The following is a 16,258-nucleotide window of genomic DNA, read 5'->3' on the forward strand; positions in this document are numbered from 1 at the left end:
CCTGCCCCCTTTGCCCCGTTGACGGACGCGAACCCCGCCGCTTGCATGGTCCCCGACCAAGCTCCGCTGACCGACCAGTCACGTTCGGAGGGGGACCTTTGCGCAAGACGAAGGCACGTTCGGGCAGAGCAGGAAGACGGACCATCAAGAGCGGAATACCGGGCGCGGCGGCACTGATCGGTGCCGCCGCGCTCATCGTTACCGGGGCACCCGCCCAGGCGGCGGGCGGTGCCGACGGCAGCCCGGCGGAGGTGATCCCGGGCAAGGGGACCGCCACCCCGGCACTCGTGGACGGCATCCGCGAGACGGCCGCCTCCGCGGGCAGCGCGGCCGACGCGGCCCGCGGCCACCTCGCCGGCAAGCGCGACCGCTACCGCATCGCCGAACCGGCCCGGGACCTGAAGCCCGTGCAGACGCTGAACGCGGGCGCGGCCGAGACCGTGCGGCTGCAGCAGAAGCACCGCGGCGTCGACGTACTGGGCGGCCAGTACGTCGTGCGGATGGAGAAGAAGAACGGCAAGCGCGTCGTCACCGGCACCTCCGGCAAGTACTTCACCGGGCTCAAGGCCGGCACGCAGGCCGGGGTGAGCGAGAAGCTGGCCGTCGAGCGGGCCGTCGCCGCGACCCTGCACGACCTCGCCGGCAACCGCCTCGCCAAGAGCGACGCGGTCCGGGCGAAGGGCGCGGCGCCGCAGCAGGCCCGCTCGCTGTCGGGCACCGCGCGCGGCCTCGTCGTCGTCCCCAAGGGCCCCGGCGTCCTCACCCAGCACGTCACCGTGCGCGGCACCGACCCGGCCACCGGCCGCCCCGTGCTGCGCGAGGTCTACATCGATGCCGCGGCCGGCTATCCGGTGCTGCAGTACAGCGGCCTCAAGTCGTTCGGCACGAGCACGAGCACGAGCGCGGGCACCGGCAGCGGCGACGCGGCCGCGCTGCGCGACCGCGCCCGGGGCGCCGCCGCCGGCACGTCCGAGGCCGCCGCCCGCGCCGCCGCCGGCCCGCTCAGCCCCGGCGTCACCGGCTCCGGCGTCAAGTACGACGGGACGACCGTCGAGCTCGGCCTGTACAAGGACACCGCCCGCAACGAGTACGTCATGACGGACTACGCGCGGATGTGGGACTCCAGCAAGAACCTGCTCTCCACCTGGGACGCGCGCGGCAAGGACGTCGGCGAGGCCAGCGGCCGCTGGCCCGACGGGATCAAGGAGTTCGGCTCCCCGTCGCCCTCCTTCGGCAAGGAGGCCACGGAGGCCGGCGCCGTCGACGCCCACTGGGCCGCCGGCAAGGTCTACGACTACTACAAGAAGGTCCACGGCCGCGACAGCCTGGACGGCCGGGGCATGGCCATCAACTCCCTCGTGGGCGTCACCGAGTTCGGCGGGCCGCTGGTCAACGCCTTCTGGGACGGCACCAAGATGGTGTACGGCGGCGGCGACGAGGAGTACAAGACGCTCTCCGCCGACCTCGACGTCGTCGGCCACGAGATGACGCACGGCGTCGTCGAGAACTCCGCCAACCTCGTCTACGCGGGCCAGTCCGGCGCCCTCAACGAGGCCGTCGCCGACTACTTCGGCAACGCCATCGACACCGACGCCGCCGGCAAGGCCATGGACGACCCGTCCGCCGGCCTGCTCGGCGAGGACCTGTGCCGGACGAAGTCCCCGCGCGAGTGCGCCTTCCGCGACCTCAACGACGGCCACACCACGTCCAAGAACTTCATCGGTGTCGGCTTCGGCTCCGACGGCGGCGGCGTGCACCTGAACTCCACCATCTTCTCGGGCGCCCTGTGGGACATCCGCGAGGACGTGGGCCGCACCCTCGCCGACAAGATCGTCTACAAGGCCCTGACCGAGTACATGACGCCGCTCGACGGCTTCACCGAGGGCCGTGACGCGGTGATCGCCGCCGCCAAGGCGCTCGGCGCCTCCGGCAAGGAACTGAGCACCGTCCAGCGCTCCTTCAACGCGCACGGCATCGTGGCCAACTGGGAGCAGGCCCTCGGCGTCGACACCGACCTGCTCTCGCCCAGGCTCAACACCGCCAACACCGGCACGGGCGCGGGCGGCGGCTGGTGGGCCGCCTCGCGGTCGAACGACGACGGCTCCGAGGCGTACTCCGTCTGGGCCGGCCGCACGGACGGCAGCGGCTCGCCGAAGCTGATGAGCCCCAACGACGGGCGCTACCACGTCTACCCGGCCACCGACGGCAAGACCGTCGCCTGGGTCGCCTACGGCACGGCAGGCGCCGACGTCCTGACCCGGCCCCTGGCGGGCGGCCCGGTCAAGAAGGTGTACAGCACCGCGACCGGCGGCGTCTACGGCGTGCGCGTCGAGGGCGGCACGGTCGTCATCGACATGGCCGACCCCGTCGGCGGCCGGCACGTCGGCTACGTCCGCACCGGCGACAAGCAGCCCACCTGGGTGGACGGCGGCCGCGCCGAGCTGGCCACGGCCCTGCCGTCGCTGAGCGGCGGGAAGGTCGCCTACGCCAAGCTCTATCCCGAGGGCGACGACTACGGCGTCGGCACCGAGGTCCTTGACCTCAAGACCGGCACCAGGACCCTCATGGGACAGCTGGGCAAGCCCGAGTCCATCGGGCAGACCGGCATCAACGCGACCGGCGTCTTCTGGCCGGCCGACGAGGCGGCCGGGGACCAGGGTCAGGTGGCCGTCCGGCGCGCCGCGCTCGACGGCACCGGCGTCACGGACCTCAGCAAGGAGACGGGCGCGGACGCGCTGCACGCCTCCGACCTGACGGTCTCCGAGAGCGCGGTGACGGTGACCGCCGAGGTGCCGGACATGACGTACCGCAACGAGACGCTGGCCAAGCTCTGGCAGTTCGCGGCCGACGGCTCGTCCCGGGCGCGCGTCTCGTGCAACCGCGGCGAGCAGACCTCGGCCGCCGCGGCCGGCGGCAAGCAGGTGGTCTGGATCGACGGCACGACCGGCACCACCGACCTGGTCACCCGCACCCGCCCGGCGGGCACCTGCGGCTGACCCGCACGTCCGGCTCCCACCCCGCGTGAGCGCAGTACCGGGCCCCCGGCGCCGATGTGCCGGGGGCCCGGCGTCTTTCCCTGCGGTCCGGCGAGGCGGGCCCTAGCCGTTGGCCAGGGCCTGGAGCCGGCTGTACGCACCGTTGAAGCGGTTGTGGTCACCGACGGTCGGTCCGGTGTCGGTGTACTGCCAGAAGGTGTGATAGCCCCAGCCGGAGGGGAGCGCACCGGGGGAGGCGCCGTAGCGGGGCACCCACAGGGGGTGGGCGGAGGCGAAGCCGCCGTAGTTGCCGGTGCACTGCTTCCACCAGTTGGTCGAGGTGTAGATCACCGCGTCGCGCCCCGTGCGCGCCTTGTACGCGGAGAAGAAGTCCCTGATCCAGCCGACGAGCGCGCTCGCGCTCATCCCGTAACAGGTGGGGCCGTAGGGGTTGTACTCGATGTCCAGGACGCCCGGCAGCGTCCTGCCGTCCTTGGACCAGCCGCCGCCGTGCGTGGCGAAGTAGACGGCCTGGGCGGCGCCGCCGGAGTTGTCGGGCAGGGCGAAGTGGTACGCGCCGCGGATCATGCCGGCGGCGTACGAGCCGTTGTACTGCTGGGCGAAGTACGGGTTGGTGTAGCTCGTGCCCTCGGTCGCCTTGACGTAGGCGAAGCGGTTTCCGGCCTTCCAGAGGGTGGCCCAGGGGACGTTGCCGTTGTGGCTGGAGACGTCGACCCCTTCGACGGAGGCGGCGGTCCGGGGCGGGGGAGGGGTGCCGGGGCCGGGGTCCTCGTGGGCCCGCAGGGTGGAGCCGAGCCAGTCCCGCTCGGGGTGGGCGGGAGGCTTCGCATCCTGCGCGGCGGCCGGCAGGGCGAGGAGGCAGAGGGCGGTCAGCAGGGAGGAGAGGAGGACGGAGAGGACGGAGAGGGCGCGTAACGCCGTGGGGGATCTGCGGCCCGTGCGGCCGGATCTGTATCTGAACGCGACCATGGCGTGCCTTCCAGAAGGGTCCGTGGGGGGAGTACCAATGACGCGTCGGCGACGCGAGCCATTGGTATGGCCATGTCATAAATGACGTTATGGGGACGGACGCGCCAGGCATAGGGGGACGCGGTGCTGCCGTTGGTCTAATCCTGCGAAATACTGGCGGAGCTGCGGTGAAGACCGCGAACGGGAAAAACTTTCAACAACCGGAAACCCGGAGAGGGCCCTGACGTGCACCAGACGACTACCCCGCCCCCCGAGGAGGGCGGGCCGGGCGCCGCGGACAGCAGAGGTATGGACCAGGCCTACCTCTCGCTGGAACGCGAGCTGGCCGTCTTCCTGCGCCGGGCCCGGGCGTCCTCCGGTGAGATGGCGCGCGCGGTCCACCCCGAGCTGGAGGCGGCGGCCTACGGCCTCCTGGTCCGCCTGGAGGACGCGGGACGGCAGCGCGCCACGGACCTCGCGGCGTACTTCGGCGTCGGCAAGGCCACGATGAGCCGCCAGCTGCGCGCCCTGTGCGAGCTCGGCCTCGTCACCCGCGAACCGGACCCGGCCGACGGCCGCGCCTCCCTGGTCCGCATCACCGAGGAGGGCCGTGCCCGCTTCACGCGCGTCCGCGACGCCCGCCGCGCGCAGTACGTACGCAAGCTGGCGGACTGGGACCGCGGCGAGGTGGCGGAACTGGCCCGGCTGCTGCACCAGCTGAACGCGAGCGCGGAGCAGTAGTCCACCGGCTGTAGTCCACCGGCTCCGGCCGGGGCGGAGGCCCGTCAGAGTTCCACGTACACGGCCGCCGCATCGTCGTGCCGCTTCCCCGGCCGCTCGCCCTGCGGGCCCCGTTCCGCGGTACGTACGCGGTCGATCAGCGCCTGCGGGCCGTCCTTCGCCAGGACCGCCAGGCAAGCGGTCCAGTCCCCCTCCCGGAACACCTCGACCCACCGCGCCGCGCCGTCCGTGAGCGCGGCCAGCGCCCGTACCTCCGCCCGCGCGAGCGAGCCCGTCACCGCCCGCGCGGCCACGTCCGGATCCGCCGCGGCCGTGAAGAAGCCGCCCTCCGCGTTGCGCGCGGCGTCCGTCACCGGCCCCAGCGCCCGCAGGCGTTCGATGCGGTCGTCCAGGACGGCCGTCACCGTGCCGCCGGGAGATTCGACGAGCAGCGCGGAGTCGGAGAGTACGAGGTACTCCACGCGCGCGTCGTCCCACCGCGCGACGACCACCGTGGCCTGCGGCGTGCGCCGGTGCGCGAGGTCGCAGGAGTCCCGGTGGGCGTCCGCCGTACGGGAGACGGCGGCCGACAGGCAGCCGGCCAGCGCCAGCTCCCGTTCCGCCACGGCCAGTTCGAGGAGCGCACCGCCCAGCCGCGCCGTGAACCAGGGCACTCCGTGCACACACCCGGTCTCTCCGGAGGGCGGCGGCGTCACCCCGTCGAGCAGGACCAGCGCACCGCCCTTACCCGAGGCGGGCAGGGCGACGGATACGAAGTCCTCGTTCGGGTGTCGGATGTCCCCCGGCCGGGTGGCGAGTTCGATGCGCATGGGGCCAGTGTGCCGGATGCCGGAAATCGACGGAGGCACGTGCGCATCCTGTCGGCGACCTCCGCGTTGCTTCAGGTGACGTGCTGACCTGGCACGTGTGCGATGAGTGAAGCAGGCCGATTGTCAATCTCTCATAGAGATTCACTCCTTCGAGTGGCCGGGCGGTCGATGGGCACCCCCGCCCCGCAGAGGTGCTGAAAGGGTCAAATCAGTACCAGGGGTGGGACGAGAAAAGATTGTGAGCACCGGTGCGGAAGAAGCGGCTTGGGGGCGGCGGCGGACGGAAGCCGCGGGCCACGGCGGTGCCGGAGCGCACCGCCCGCGTACGTAACCGACTGACCGCCTCCGTCGCGGTCATCGCCCTCGCCGTGCTCGGCGCGAGCGCCTCCGGCGTCCGCGAGGCCTGGCGCGACCTCACCGAGGCCCGCCGCCTCGCCGCCCTCGCCACCGCCGACGAGTCGGCCCTCGCCCTCGCGCACTCCCTGGCCGACGAGCGCGACGCCATGGTGCAGTACGTGGCGGGCGGGCGCGCCGACTCCACCGGCGCGGGGCTCTCCGACCGCCAACGGGTCGCGCTGGACCGGCAGATCGAGCAGTTCCGGCCGCAAGCGCCCGCGCCCGTGCGCGAGCTCCTCGACGCCCTCCCGCGCACGCGTCACGAGGCCTACTCCGGCAAGGGCGACGCCCTGGCCGCCTTCACCGCCTACACCCCCGCCGTGCAGGCCCTCCACGGCCTCGCGGACACCCTCGACCGGCAGGCCGGCGGCGGCGACTCCGCCGCGCTGCCGCCGCTCGCCCGCGCCACCGAGGCCGCCTCGGCCGGGCGCGGCCTGCTCCTGGGCGCCCTGGCCGCCCAGGGCCGCAAGCCCGAGCTGGCCGCCGCGGCCCAGCGCGCCGACACCCGCACCCAGGACGCCCTGGCCGACTTCCGGCGCCTCGCCCCCGCCGCCGCCCGCGACGCCTACGCCGAGGCCGTCACCGGCCCCGACATCACCGCGGCCCAGGGCCATCTCGCCCGTCTCACCAAGAGCCAGGCGGCCGGCGAGCTCGCCACCCAGCCGGCCGAGCCCGTCCGTACGGCCCTCACCACCCGCCTCCAGCGCATGCGCGGCGTCGAGACCGCCCTCGCCGAGAGCGAGGCACCCCGCCTGGAGGCCCTGCGCCACGAGGCCATGACCGAGCTGGAGCGGCGGGTGCTGACCGCCGCGCTGTGCCTGTTCGCCGCCCTGCTCACCGGCATCTGGTCCACCCGCTCGGTGACCCGCCCGCTCGGCACCGTGCGGCTGGGCACGCGGCGCGTGAGCGCCGACCCGGTGACGGAGGAGCCCATCGCCTTCAAGGGCCGCGACGACGAGTTCGCCGAGACCGCCCGGGCCGTCAACCACCTCCAGGGCAAGTTCCGCCGCCAGCAAGGCCGCATCGCCGCCCTCGAAGGCGAGCGCACCCGCCTGATCGCCGCCCGCCAGGACGCCGCCGACGAGCGCGACTCCCTGCGCGCCGAGCAGCAGCGGCTGACCGAGCGGCTCGCCGCCCTGCCCGCCGAGCAGCCCGGCGGCCGGGAGGGCGAGACGGGCATCCTCGTCGGCCTCTCCCTGCGCACCCTCGGCCTCGTCGAGCGCCAACTGGCCGTCATCGAGGGCATGGAGGCCCACGAGGCCGACCCCGAGCGCCTCGAGACCCTCTTCAAGCTCGACCACCTCGCCACCCGCATGCGCCGCAACAGCGAGAACCTGCTCGTCCTCGCCGGCGCCGAGAGCGGCACCGGCCGTGCGGGCCCCGTCCCCCTGCTCGACGTCCTGCGGGCGGCCGTCGGCGAGACCGAGCGCTACCAGCGCGTGCGCATCCAGTCCCTGCCGCCGCACGCCCGCCTCGCCGGCTTCGCCTCCGAGGACGTGAGCCACCTCGTCGCCGAACTGCTGGAGAACGCCACCGCGTTCTCTCCGCCGGACGCCCAGGTGCAGGTCTCCGCCTGGCACCTGGAGGGCGGCGAGATCGTGCTCTGCGTCCAGGACGAGGGCATCGGCATGGCCCCCGAGCGGCTCGCCGAGGTCAACACCCTGCTGGCCGACCCCGACCCCGCCTGCCCCCCGCTGCCGGCCGCCGACCACACCGGCCGGGCCGACGGCGCGGGGCGCTCCGGGCGTGCGGCGCAGTCGCCGCTCGGCCTCGGCCTCTACGTCGTCGCCCGGCTCTCCCTCCGGCACGGGGTGCGCGTCCAGCTGCGCGAGCAGACCACCGGCGGGGTCGCCGCGGTCGTGGTGCTGCCCGTGAGCCTGCTGCCCGCCGGCCCCCCGGCCGTCACCGGCCTGGGCGACACCCCGCCCGTCCCGGGCGCCGCCGCCGTCCCGCAGGTCCACCTCCCCGGCTCCATCGCCGAGGCCAACTCCCATACGCTGCGCGGCCGCCCGCAGCAGGGCCACCGGCCGCCGGGCGCCCATGCGGCACCCGCGCCCGTCCACCCGGCGGACCCGCCCGCCGTGCCCGGCGGCCTCGCGGAGCCCGTGCCGTCCGCGGAGTCGACGATGCAGCTCACCGGGGTGGCGCAGGCGCCCCCGTCCGTGCCGTCGCCGCCCGCGTCGACGGGGCGCCACGCCCGCCCGGCCGCACCCCCGGAGACCACGGCCCCACCCGCCGACGGCACCGGCACCGGACTTCCCAACGGCACCGCCCTGCCCAAGCGCACCCCCAAGGTCGTCGCCCAGCGCCCCGCCCCCCGGCGGGTGCGCCAGGGCGTGGACGCGGAGGCGCTGCGGCGCAAACTGGCCGGCTTCCAGCGCGGCGCGGCCGACGGGCGGCGGGACGCCCGGGCCGAGCTGGCCGGGCGCGAGACACAACGGAATCAAGCGGGCCCGCCGGACGCCGGCGGCACCCCCGAGGAGGCACGCGGTTGACTGCATTCCCCCGGGGGGCGACCCCCGTATCCCCCGCCGGCCCCGTCTCCTACGGACTGAGCCACGAAGCCCGCAACCTGCACTGGCTGCTGACCAACCTGGTGGAGGAGGTGCCCGGCGTGCGGTCCGTCGCCGTCGTGTCCTCGGACGGGCTGCTCCTGCTCTCCTCCGACCCGCGCATGGCCCACCGCGGCGAGAGACCGGAGGGCCCGCGCGGCTCGACCGCCGACCTCGCCACCATCGTGGCGGGCCTGGGCAGCCTGACGACCGGTGCGGCGTGCCTGATGGACGGCGGCTTCGTCAAGCAGACCATGGTCGCGATGGACGAGGGCAGCCTGTTCGTGATGACCATCAGCGACGGCTCGCTGCTGGGCGTCCACGCCGAACCCGACTGCGACATGGGCGTCGTCGCCTACCACATGGCCCTGTTCGTCGGCCGGGCCGGGCACGTCCTCACCCCCGAACTCCGCAGGGAGCTGCGGCAGTCGGTGGAGGCGGTCGGATGACGGCCTCCACCGCCGCCTGCGGCAAGCCGGCGCGCGTCCGCCCCTACTCGCTCACCGGCGGGCGCCCCCGCCGGTGCCGGCTGCTGCTCGTGGAGACGTTCGTGGCGGCGCTCGACACCCCGGGGGACCCCGCGGGCACCGGACCGCACGGCGACGCCGGCCCCGGCGCCCGCGTGCCGCCCGAGGCCCGCGCCATCCTGGACCTGTGCCACCGGCTGCGGTCGGTCGCGGAGATCGCCGCCCTGCTGCGGATGCCGCTCGGCGCGGTCCGGGTCCTCCTGCTCGAACTGGCCGAGCAGGGCCGGGTGCGCGTCTTCGACACCGCGCACGGCACGGACCGGCCCGACCGCGCGCTGCTGGAGAGGGTGCGGGATGCACTCCACCGACTGTGAAGAACGCCCGGAACCCCGGCGTCCGGAACCCTGGCGTCCAGAACCCTGGCGTCCGGAATCTTTGTGTCCAGAACCTTGGCGCCGGGAAGTCTGCCGCCCGGCCGCCGGCCCCGCGGCGGCCGCCCTGCCCGCGGTACCGGGCCGCCCGCCCGCCGCGCTCCTGCCCGCCGGCCGCCCGGCGCCGGCCGGTTCCGCGCCCCGCGCGGCCACGCTCGGCGCCGTCGCCGCCGACGACGCGCCGCGCGCCTGGCAGACCGACCGCACCCGCGCCCCCCTCGCCACGAAGATCGTCGTGGCGGGCGGCTTCGGCGTCGGCAAGACCACCTTCGTCGGCTCCGTCTCCGAGATCACACCGCTGCGCACGGAGGCGGTGATGACGGCCGCGGCGGCCGGCGTCGACGACGCCACCGCCACCCCCGGCAAGCGGACCACCACCGTCGCCATGGACTTCGGGCGCCTCACGCTCGACGCCGACCTCGTGCTCTACCTCTTCGGCACACCGGGCCAGAAACGATTCTGGTTCATGTGGGACGACCTGGTGCGCGGCGCGATCGGCGCCGTCGTCCTGGCCGACACCCGCCGCCTCGCCGAGTCCTTCGCCGCCCTCGACTACTTCGAGACCGCCGGCCTGCCCTACATCGTCGCGGTCAACCACTTCGAGGGCGCCGACCGCTACGCTCCCGAGGCCGTGCACGAGGCGCTCGCGCTGCCGCCGCCCGTGCCGGTGGTGACCATGGACGCCCGGAAGCGGATCACGGTCGTCGACACCCTGCTGGCCCTGGTCGGCCGGGCGCTCGAGACCCTGCCCGAGTGAGGAGCGACCCGTGCGACGGATCCTCATCGCCGGGGCCGGCCAGTCCGGCCTCCAACTGGCCCTCGGCCTGCAGTTCCACGGCTACGACGTGACGCTGATGTCCAACCGCACCTCCGAAGAGATACGTTCCGGCCGGGTGACGTCCACCCAGTGCATGTTCGCCACGGCCCTGCGCCACGAGCACGAGCTCGGGCTCGGCTTCTGGGCGGCCGCCGCACCGCGCATCGAGGGCGTCGGCGTCTCCGTCGCCGAGCCGGCCCCGGGCGGGCACCGGCGCGCCGTCGACTGGCTCGGCCGGCTCGACGGCTGCGCCCAGTCCGTGGACCAGCGGCTGAAGATGTCCGGCTGGCTGGACACCTTCGCCGAGCGCGGCGGCCGGCTGGTCGTCCACGCCGCCGCCGTCTCCGACCTGGACGCCCTCGCCGGCCACTACGACCTGGTGCTCGTCGCCACCGGCAAGGGCGAGCTCGCGGAGCTCTTCGACCGCGACCCCGCCCGCTCCCCGCACACCGTCCCGCAGCGGGCCCTCGCCGTCGCCTACGTGCACGGGCTCGGTCCCCGGCCCGAGCACCCGGGCACCGAGGCGGTGCGCTGCAACCTGGTCCCGGGCGCGGGGGAGCTGTTCGTCCTGCCCACGCTGACCGTCTCCGGCCGCGCCGACGTCCTGTTCTGGGAGGCCGTCCCGGACGGCCCGCTGGACGTCTTCCAGGACCAGCCCGGCCCGGGCGAGCACCTGGCGCGCACCCTGGAGCTGATGGAGCACTACGCCCCGTGGGAGTACGCCCGCGCGACCCGCGTGGAGCTCACGGACGCCCACGCCACCCTGGCCGGCCGCTACACCCCGGCCGTGCGCGACCCCGTCGGCCGGCTGCCGTCGGGCGGCGTGGTCCTCGGCGTCGGTGACGCGGTCGTCGCCGATGACCCCGTCACCGGGCAGGGCGCCAATTCCGCCGCAAAGTGCGCCGCCGCCTACCTCGCGGCGATCGTGCAGCACGGCGAGCGGCCCTTCGACGCCGCGTGGATGCGTACGGCGTTCGACCGCCACTGGGCCACGGCCCGGCACGCCACCGCCTGGACCCACGCGATGCTCGCGCCGCGGCAGCCGGCGCACGTACGGGAGCTGCTGGCGGCCGCGGCGGGCCTCCGGCCGGTCGCCGACCGCATCGCCAACGGCTTCGACGACCCTGCGGACTTCGCGGACTACTTCTACGAGCCGGAGCAGGCGGCGGCCTACCTGGCGGAGGCGGAGAAGGCGGCGGAGGCGGCCGGCTGACCGGTCGCCTCGCCCGCCCCGCGTCACACCGTCACATCCTCGACGGCGCCTCCGCCGATCCGTAGCCGGTGTCCGGGCCGGACAGGGCGCCCTCCGGCATCGGCGGCGGCACGTACCTCCGCAGCGGCTCCTCGTCCGCGTCCGGCCGCACGGCCCCGAGCAGCGGGTTGGCGGCGATCGGCGAGACCTTCACGGTGCCGCCGGGCCGCGGCGCCTGCATCACCAGGCCGTGGCCGATGTAGAGCGCGACGTGCGTCGCCCCTTCGAAGTAGATCACCAGGTCGCCGGGGCGCAGCTCGTCCAGCGGGACCCTCGGCAGCGTCCTCCACTGCTCCTGGCTGGTGCGCGGGATGGCGCCGCCCGCGTGGGCCCAGGCCTGGGAGGTGAGCCCGGAGCAGTCGAAGGCGTCCGGCCCCTCCGCACCCCACACGTACGGCTTGCCGAACTGCCGGAAGGCGTAGGCGATGGCCCTGCCGCCCGCAGCGGAGGGCCTGGACGAGCCGCTGAGCCGGCCCGAGGAGAGCAGCGTGCGCTGGGCCTCGCCGATGTTCTTCTGCTCCAGGCGCTGGACCTCGGCGAGCTGCGTGCCGGTCAGCGAGGCGAGCATCTTCTCGACCTCGCCGAGGCGCTTCCTGACGGCGTCGCGCTGCCGCTTCTGCCGCGCCGCGAGCACCTGCTGCTCGTCGAGGGCCTCCCGGGCCCGGGAGGCCAGGCCCGAGGCGTGCTTCTCGCCCTTCGTGAGGCGGCCGACCGCGGCCGCCCGCTGCCCGGCGGCGCGCTGGATCCGGTGGCCCCTGTCGAGCGCCTGCTGCGGGTCGGAGCTGAGGAAGACGGAGACGTACGGGGCGAGGGTGCCGCTCATGCCCTGGTACTGCTCCCGGGCGAGCCGGCCGGCGGCGTCCCGGCTGCCGGTGAGGGCCACGCGGGCGGTGGCGAGCTCGTCGTGGAGTTCGTCGACCCGCTTCTGCTGGACCTTGAGCTTCTCCTCGGTCGCGTTGTAGGCCTCGGTGGCCTCCTCGGCCTTCCGGTAGAGGGACTGCAGCCGGGAGAGCAGGCTGCCGACGGACTGGCGGGACGGGCGGGACCGTTCGGGCGGCTCGCCGGGCGCGGCCGCGGACAGGGGCGCGGGCAGTGCGAGCGACACGGCGCCGGCCATCAGCGCCGCCGTGCAGACAGAACGCGCGAACCGTCCTGACACGAGCTCACCTCCGGTGTGGGGCGTGATCGTTTACCAGGTGAGGATCGTTCCACGTGCGGTCCTATTTATGTGGGCGATGTGGGCGAATCCGCCTAACCCGCTCACCCCTGGGTTGCCGGCCGTCACCCGGCCGGCGGCCCCGCGCCCGCCCGCGTGCCCCGGATGCCGCCCGCGGGCGCCCTTGCGGATGGCTCAGGCGTCCGCTCCGGGACGCGGCCGCTTCGTCCACGGCCACTTCAGGCCGCGCTCCGGGCGGCGTCCCTCCGGGTCGTAGACGTACTTCCAGCCCTTGTGCAGCCCCAGGCGGCGCGTCGTGCCCGCCTGGACCCGGTGGTAGACGAGGACCGTCGGGGCCCCGCCGTGCTCGTCCGGCACCGGGACCTCGTAGACCTTGGGCGGGTGCCCGGTGTGTCCCAGCAGTACCGGCAGTACGCGCCCGTCCAGGGGGCCGCCCACGAAAGGCGTATCTTCGCTTCTCACGGGTCCAGTGTCCGTCAGGCCGGGGCGTCGGCCCGCGGACGTAGCGCATCAGAGCAGGTGCGCCGCATCCGACACCACCGGAATGACCTGGCGGGCCAGGCGCCCCACGGGCCCTTCCGCACGCTCCAGCGCCAGCGCCGCACGGGTGACCTCGGCCGTCTGCGGGTCGCTCGCCGACGTGGCCGTCAGCAGCGCCACGAAGTGGTCGACGAGCCAGTCGCGCAGCTCCTCGACCGGGGGCTGCTTGCCCTCGTCCAGCCAGATCAGGGAGGCCGCCTCCACGGCCGTGATCCAGGTGCGGACCATCATGCGCAGCCGGGGGCTCGGCTGCGGCACCCGCAGGTGCTTGAGGATCTGCGCCGCGGCGGCCCGGCGCACGCCGTCCACGATCGCGCCCGTGCGGGAGGTCTCGGCGACGCTGCCGCCCTGCAGCAGCGCCCCGAACCCCGCGTCGTGCTCGTCCACGAACGCCAGGTAGCGGTCGAGGGCGGCGGCCAGGCGGCCGGTGAGGGGGCCGGTCTGCGGCTCGGCGAAGCACAGCTCCATGTCGTCGGCGGCGCTGCGCAGCGCCGTCTCGTACAGCTGGGGCTTGCCCCCGGGGAAGTAGCGGTACACGAGCGGCCTCGACACCTTGGCGGCCGCCGCCACGTCGTCCAGGGAGACGTCCTCCGGGGCGCGGTGGGCGAAGAGCACGAGGGCGGCGGCGATCAGCTGGGTGCGGCGTTCCTCGACGCTGAGTCTGCGGTAGGCGGGGCGGGCGGACGGAGTCGGTGCTGCCGGGGCGGTTCCGCTGCCGTTCATGCAGGGCAGCGTAACGGTGCGGCCGCGGGTGCTCCGCCCCCGCCGTCCGGGCCGGACCTGCTCAGGAAGGGGACCGGACCTGCTCAGGAAGGACCGGGCCGGGAGCGCGGGCAGCCTCCGGGAGGGTCAGGCCAGGAGCCCGGAGGCGCGCCACAGCCGGCGGCCCACGCCCCGCATCACGCCGATGTCGTCCAGGAAGTCGGTGAGCCGCTTGGCACCCGCCTGCATCACCTCACGCCGGTGGCCGCTGGCCCGCACCTGGGCGACGGCCTCGCGCCGGTCCAGGCCCACGTTCGTGTAGACGGCCGGGTTGACGAAGGCGACCGAGAAGACGCGGGCCGCCTCGCCGCAGCTGAGCCGGGTCAGGCCGGCCTCCCAGCGCGGGCAGCCGACCATCTGGCGGCGCAGCTCCTCGCGGGCGTACCGCACGTGGCGCGCCTCCTCCACGACGTGGATGCGCGTGACGCCGCGCACGAGCGTCTGCACCCGCTCGTCGGGGAAGGTGAGCCGCTGCATGTGGTCGAGGATCTCCTCGCCCAGCAGCGTGCAGGCGAAGGAACCGGGCGTGGTGGACACCGTCTTGAGGATGCGGGCGAGGTTGTGGTGCAGGGGCGCCACGGGGTACGCGGGGGCGCCGTCGCGCTCGATGAGCCGGGCGAACATCTTCGAGTGCCGGCACTCGTCGGCGATCTCGGTGAGCGCGTAGCGGACGTGGGAGCTGGTCAGTGGCTTGTCGTAGACGTGCCGGACCAGCAGCTGCATCAGGATGAGCTCGAACCATATGCCCAGGGAGGCGAGCGAGGCGGCCTCGTGCCGGGAGAGTTCGAGGTGCTGCTCCTCGGACATCGTGCGCCACAGCGGGGTGTCGTAGAGGGAGAGCAGCTCGGGCGGCCAGAACCACTTGCCCTCCTCAAGCGGTGCCTCCCAGTTGAGTGCCGTGTCCGGATCGAAGGAGTGTCTGGCGGAGGACTCCAGCAGCCGCCGTGCGACCTCTTCGCGGTCCTTGAGCGGCCCGAGGGCGTCCCGGACGGGGCTGACTACAGGGTTACTTGGGGTCACACCCTTATGAGACTGCCTGTCAGCAAGGGCGTCAATCCTTTGGGGTGAGTTGATGAAGGGTCGTTGACCCGGCGGTAACCGGCGTGTGAGCCTGCCAACGAGAACGGGAGAGGACGGGAGACGTCGATGACGACGCACAACCTCTACGCACATGACCCCGGAGACGCCGGCTGGACGGTGCCCGCGACCGGAGCGGCCCGCTTCAGCTGGGAATACGATGACGGCCGCGACCGCCTGCTCGCCCTTTACCAAAAGGGCAAGGACAAGCAGTGGGACGCCGAGAAGCGCATCGACTGGTCCCTTCCCGTCGATCCGTACGATCCGCTCGGCCTGCCCGACGACAATATGCCCGTCTACGGCACCCCCTACTGGGGGAAGATGAGCGGGAAGGACAAGGACGAGCTGCGGCGCAATTTCGCCGCCTGGCAATTCAGCCAGTTCCTGCACGGCGAGCAGGGCGCCATGGTCTGCGCGGCGCGCATCGTGGAATCCGTCCCGGACCTCGACGCCAAGTTCTACTCCGCCACCCAGACGATGGACGAGGCCCGCCACGCCGAGCTCTACGGCCGCTTCCTCCAGGAGAAGATCGGCCTGGTCTACCCCATCGACGACAACCTGCAGTCCCTGCTGGGGGACACCCTGCGCGACTCCCGCTGGGACATGCCCTACCTCGGCATGCAGGTGCTCATCGAGGGCCTGGCCCTCGCCGCCTTCGGCATGCTGCGCGACGCCACCGACAAACCCCTGCCCAAACAGATCCTCGCCTACGTCATGCAGGACGAGGCCCGGCACGTCGCCTTCGGCCGCATGGCCCTGCGGGACTACTACCGCCAACTGTCGCGCGCCGAACTGCGCGAGCGCGAGGAATTCGTCATCGAGGGCTGCTATTTGATGCGCGACCGGCTGCGGGGTGACGTGGTGCTCACGGACTTCGGCATTCCGGAGGACGAGGCCGTCGAACTCAGCGAGCAGTCCGAATACCTGCGCGCCTTCCGGCAGCTGCTGTTCTCCCGCATCGTGCCGTGCGTCAAGGACATCGGCCTGTGGGGCGAGCGGCTGCAGCGCGCGTACGTCGACATGGGCGTGCTGGAGCTGGGCGACGCGAGCCTGGACCTGCTCATGGCCCAGGACGAGGAGATCGCCGAGAAGCTGGACGCACAGCGCTTCGCGGAGGAGGAGGCGGCGCGCCGGGCCGAGGTCGCGGAGGCGATCACGCAGGGTGCGGGAGGGGGTTCCGGGACGCCTGAAACGTAAGGCCGGCAGGGGCACTTGAGTGCCTTGAGTGACTTGTGCCCTGCTGGAACCTTCTTTTCGGTATGGACGTCTTCGGGTGCACCTACGGGTAGGCCC

14 protein-coding genes are annotated in these 16,258 nt (G+C 73.8%); 8 read left to right on the forward strand and 6 right to left on the reverse strand.

Annotated elements, in window-relative coordinates; all coding sequences use genetic code 11:
- Positions 1–98 precede the first annotated feature (98 nt).
- Positions 99–2,996 carry a M4 family metallopeptidase gene (locus FGW37_RS22020; RefSeq protein WP_425506575.1) on the forward strand — a complete coding sequence of 966 codons (2,898 nt, stop codon included), beginning with the start codon at positions 99–101 and terminating at the stop codon, positions 2,994–2,996.
- A gap of 102 nt (positions 2,997–3,098) precedes the next feature.
- Here FGW37_RS22020 and FGW37_RS22025 read toward each other — a convergent pair whose 3' ends face one another.
- The gene (locus FGW37_RS22025) at positions 3,099–3,965 is read right to left on the reverse strand and encodes a lysozyme (RefSeq protein WP_179082626.1); all 867 of its coding nucleotides are present in this window, start codon (positions 3,963–3,965) and stop codon (positions 3,099–3,101) included.
- 288 nt (positions 3,966–4,253) lie between these two features.
- On the opposite strand from FGW37_RS22025, the gene FGW37_RS22030 reads away from it, so the two are divergent.
- Positions 4,254–4,685: a MarR family winged helix-turn-helix transcriptional regulator gene (locus tag FGW37_RS22030; RefSeq protein WP_179084843.1), complete on the forward strand. Its 432-nt coding sequence runs from the start codon at positions 4,254–4,256 to the stop codon at positions 4,683–4,685.
- 44 nt (positions 4,686–4,729) lie between these two features.
- On the opposite strand, the gene FGW37_RS22035 is transcribed toward FGW37_RS22030, so the two are convergent.
- Positions 4,730–5,494 carry a protein phosphatase 2C domain-containing protein gene (locus FGW37_RS22035; protein ID WP_179082627.1) on the reverse strand — a complete coding sequence of 255 codons (765 nt, stop codon included), beginning with the start codon at positions 5,492–5,494 and terminating at the stop codon, positions 4,730–4,732.
- Between the two features lie 248 nt (positions 5,495–5,742).
- Between FGW37_RS22035 and FGW37_RS33910 the strand changes: the two genes are divergently transcribed.
- The 5 genes from FGW37_RS33910 to FGW37_RS22060 all read left to right on the forward strand — a co-directional run bounded on the left by FGW37_RS33910 (position 5,743) and on the right by FGW37_RS22060 (position 11,370).
- Positions 5,743–8,385, forward strand: a complete 2,643-nt coding sequence (locus tag FGW37_RS33910) for a sensor histidine kinase (protein WP_281394893.1) — start codon at positions 5,743–5,745, stop codon at positions 8,383–8,385.
- Positions 8,382–8,891: a roadblock/LC7 domain-containing protein gene (locus FGW37_RS22045; protein WP_179082628.1), complete on the forward strand. Its 510-nt coding sequence runs from the start codon at positions 8,382–8,384 to the stop codon at positions 8,889–8,891. Before FGW37_RS33910 ends, FGW37_RS22045 begins: the two co-directional genes overlap by 4 nt.
- Positions 8,888–9,283, forward strand: coding sequence for a DUF742 domain-containing protein (locus FGW37_RS22050; RefSeq protein ID WP_058046245.1), 396 nt, complete (start codon positions 8,888–8,890; stop codon positions 9,281–9,283). The genes FGW37_RS22045 and FGW37_RS22050 overlap by 4 nt, the downstream gene beginning before the upstream one ends.
- A 160-nt stretch (positions 9,284–9,443) precedes the next feature.
- Positions 9,444–10,097, forward strand: a complete 654-nt coding sequence (locus tag FGW37_RS22055) for a GTP-binding protein (RefSeq protein ID WP_425506659.1) — start codon at positions 9,444–9,446, stop codon at positions 10,095–10,097.
- Positions 10,098–10,107: 10 nt separating this feature from the next.
- A complete protein-coding gene (locus FGW37_RS22060) occupies positions 10,108–11,370 on the forward strand; it encodes a styrene monooxygenase/indole monooxygenase family protein (protein WP_179082630.1) in 1,263 nt (420 codons plus the stop codon).
- A gap of 31 nt (positions 11,371–11,401) precedes the next feature.
- Here FGW37_RS22060 and FGW37_RS22065 read toward each other — a convergent pair whose 3' ends face one another.
- From FGW37_RS22065 to FGW37_RS22080, 4 genes are all read right to left on the reverse strand, one after another.
- On the reverse strand, positions 11,402–12,568 hold the full coding sequence (locus FGW37_RS22065; protein ID WP_179082631.1) for a C40 family peptidase: 1,167 nt from the start codon (positions 12,566–12,568) through the stop codon (positions 11,402–11,404).
- A 192-nt stretch (positions 12,569–12,760) separates the two neighbouring features.
- A complete protein-coding gene (locus FGW37_RS22070; RefSeq protein ID WP_246430497.1) occupies positions 12,761–13,048 on the reverse strand; it encodes a hypothetical protein in 288 nt (95 codons plus the stop codon).
- A gap of 48 nt (positions 13,049–13,096) precedes the next feature.
- The gene (locus FGW37_RS22075; protein WP_179082632.1) at positions 13,097–13,849 is read right to left on the reverse strand and encodes a TetR/AcrR family transcriptional regulator; all 753 of its coding nucleotides are present in this window, start codon (positions 13,847–13,849) and stop codon (positions 13,097–13,099) included.
- Between the two features lie 126 nt (positions 13,850–13,975).
- Positions 13,976–14,908 (reverse strand): AurF N-oxygenase family protein, encoded by a 933-nt coding sequence (locus FGW37_RS22080; protein ID WP_179082633.1) that lies wholly within the window; start codon positions 14,906–14,908, stop codon positions 13,976–13,978.
- A 126-nt stretch (positions 14,909–15,034) separates the two neighbouring features.
- Here FGW37_RS22080 and FGW37_RS22085 point away from each other — a divergent pair, with 126 nt between their 5' ends.
- Complete coding sequence (locus tag FGW37_RS22085) at positions 15,035–16,162, forward strand: ferritin-like domain-containing protein (RefSeq protein WP_179082634.1); 1,128 nt, start codon at positions 15,035–15,037, stop codon at positions 16,160–16,162.
- The last annotated feature ends 96 nt before the right edge of the window (positions 16,163–16,258 follow it).

The sequence above is a fragment of the Streptomyces rectiverticillatus genome (assembly GCF_013394065.1).
GTDB classification, from domain to species: Bacteria; Actinomycetota; Actinomycetes; order Streptomycetales; family Streptomycetaceae; genus Streptomyces; species Streptomyces rectiverticillatus.

What these genes read in the sequence shown, in the direction of transcription:
- FGW37_RS22085 (WP_179082634.1), top strand. Translation starts at nt 15,035, where the DNA reads ATGACGACGCACAACCTCTACGCACATGACCCCGGAGACGCCGGCTGG.
- FGW37_RS22050 (WP_058046245.1), top strand. Translation starts at nt 8,888, where the DNA reads ATGACGGCCTCCACCGCCGCCTGCGGCAAGCCGGCGCGCGTCCGCCCC.
- FGW37_RS22035 (WP_179082627.1), bottom strand. Translation starts at nt 5,494, where the DNA reads ATGCGCATCGAACTCGCCACCCGGCCGGGGGACATCCGACACCCGAAC.
- FGW37_RS22030 (WP_179084843.1), top strand. Translation starts at nt 4,254, where the DNA reads ATGGACCAGGCCTACCTCTCGCTGGAACGCGAGCTGGCCGTCTTCCTG.
- FGW37_RS22025 (WP_179082626.1), bottom strand. Translation starts at nt 3,965, where the DNA reads ATGGTCGCGTTCAGATACAGATCCGGCCGCACGGGCCGCAGATCCCCC.
- FGW37_RS22075 (WP_179082632.1), bottom strand. Translation starts at nt 13,849, where the DNA reads ATGAACGGCAGCGGAACCGCCCCGGCAGCACCGACTCCGTCCGCCCGC.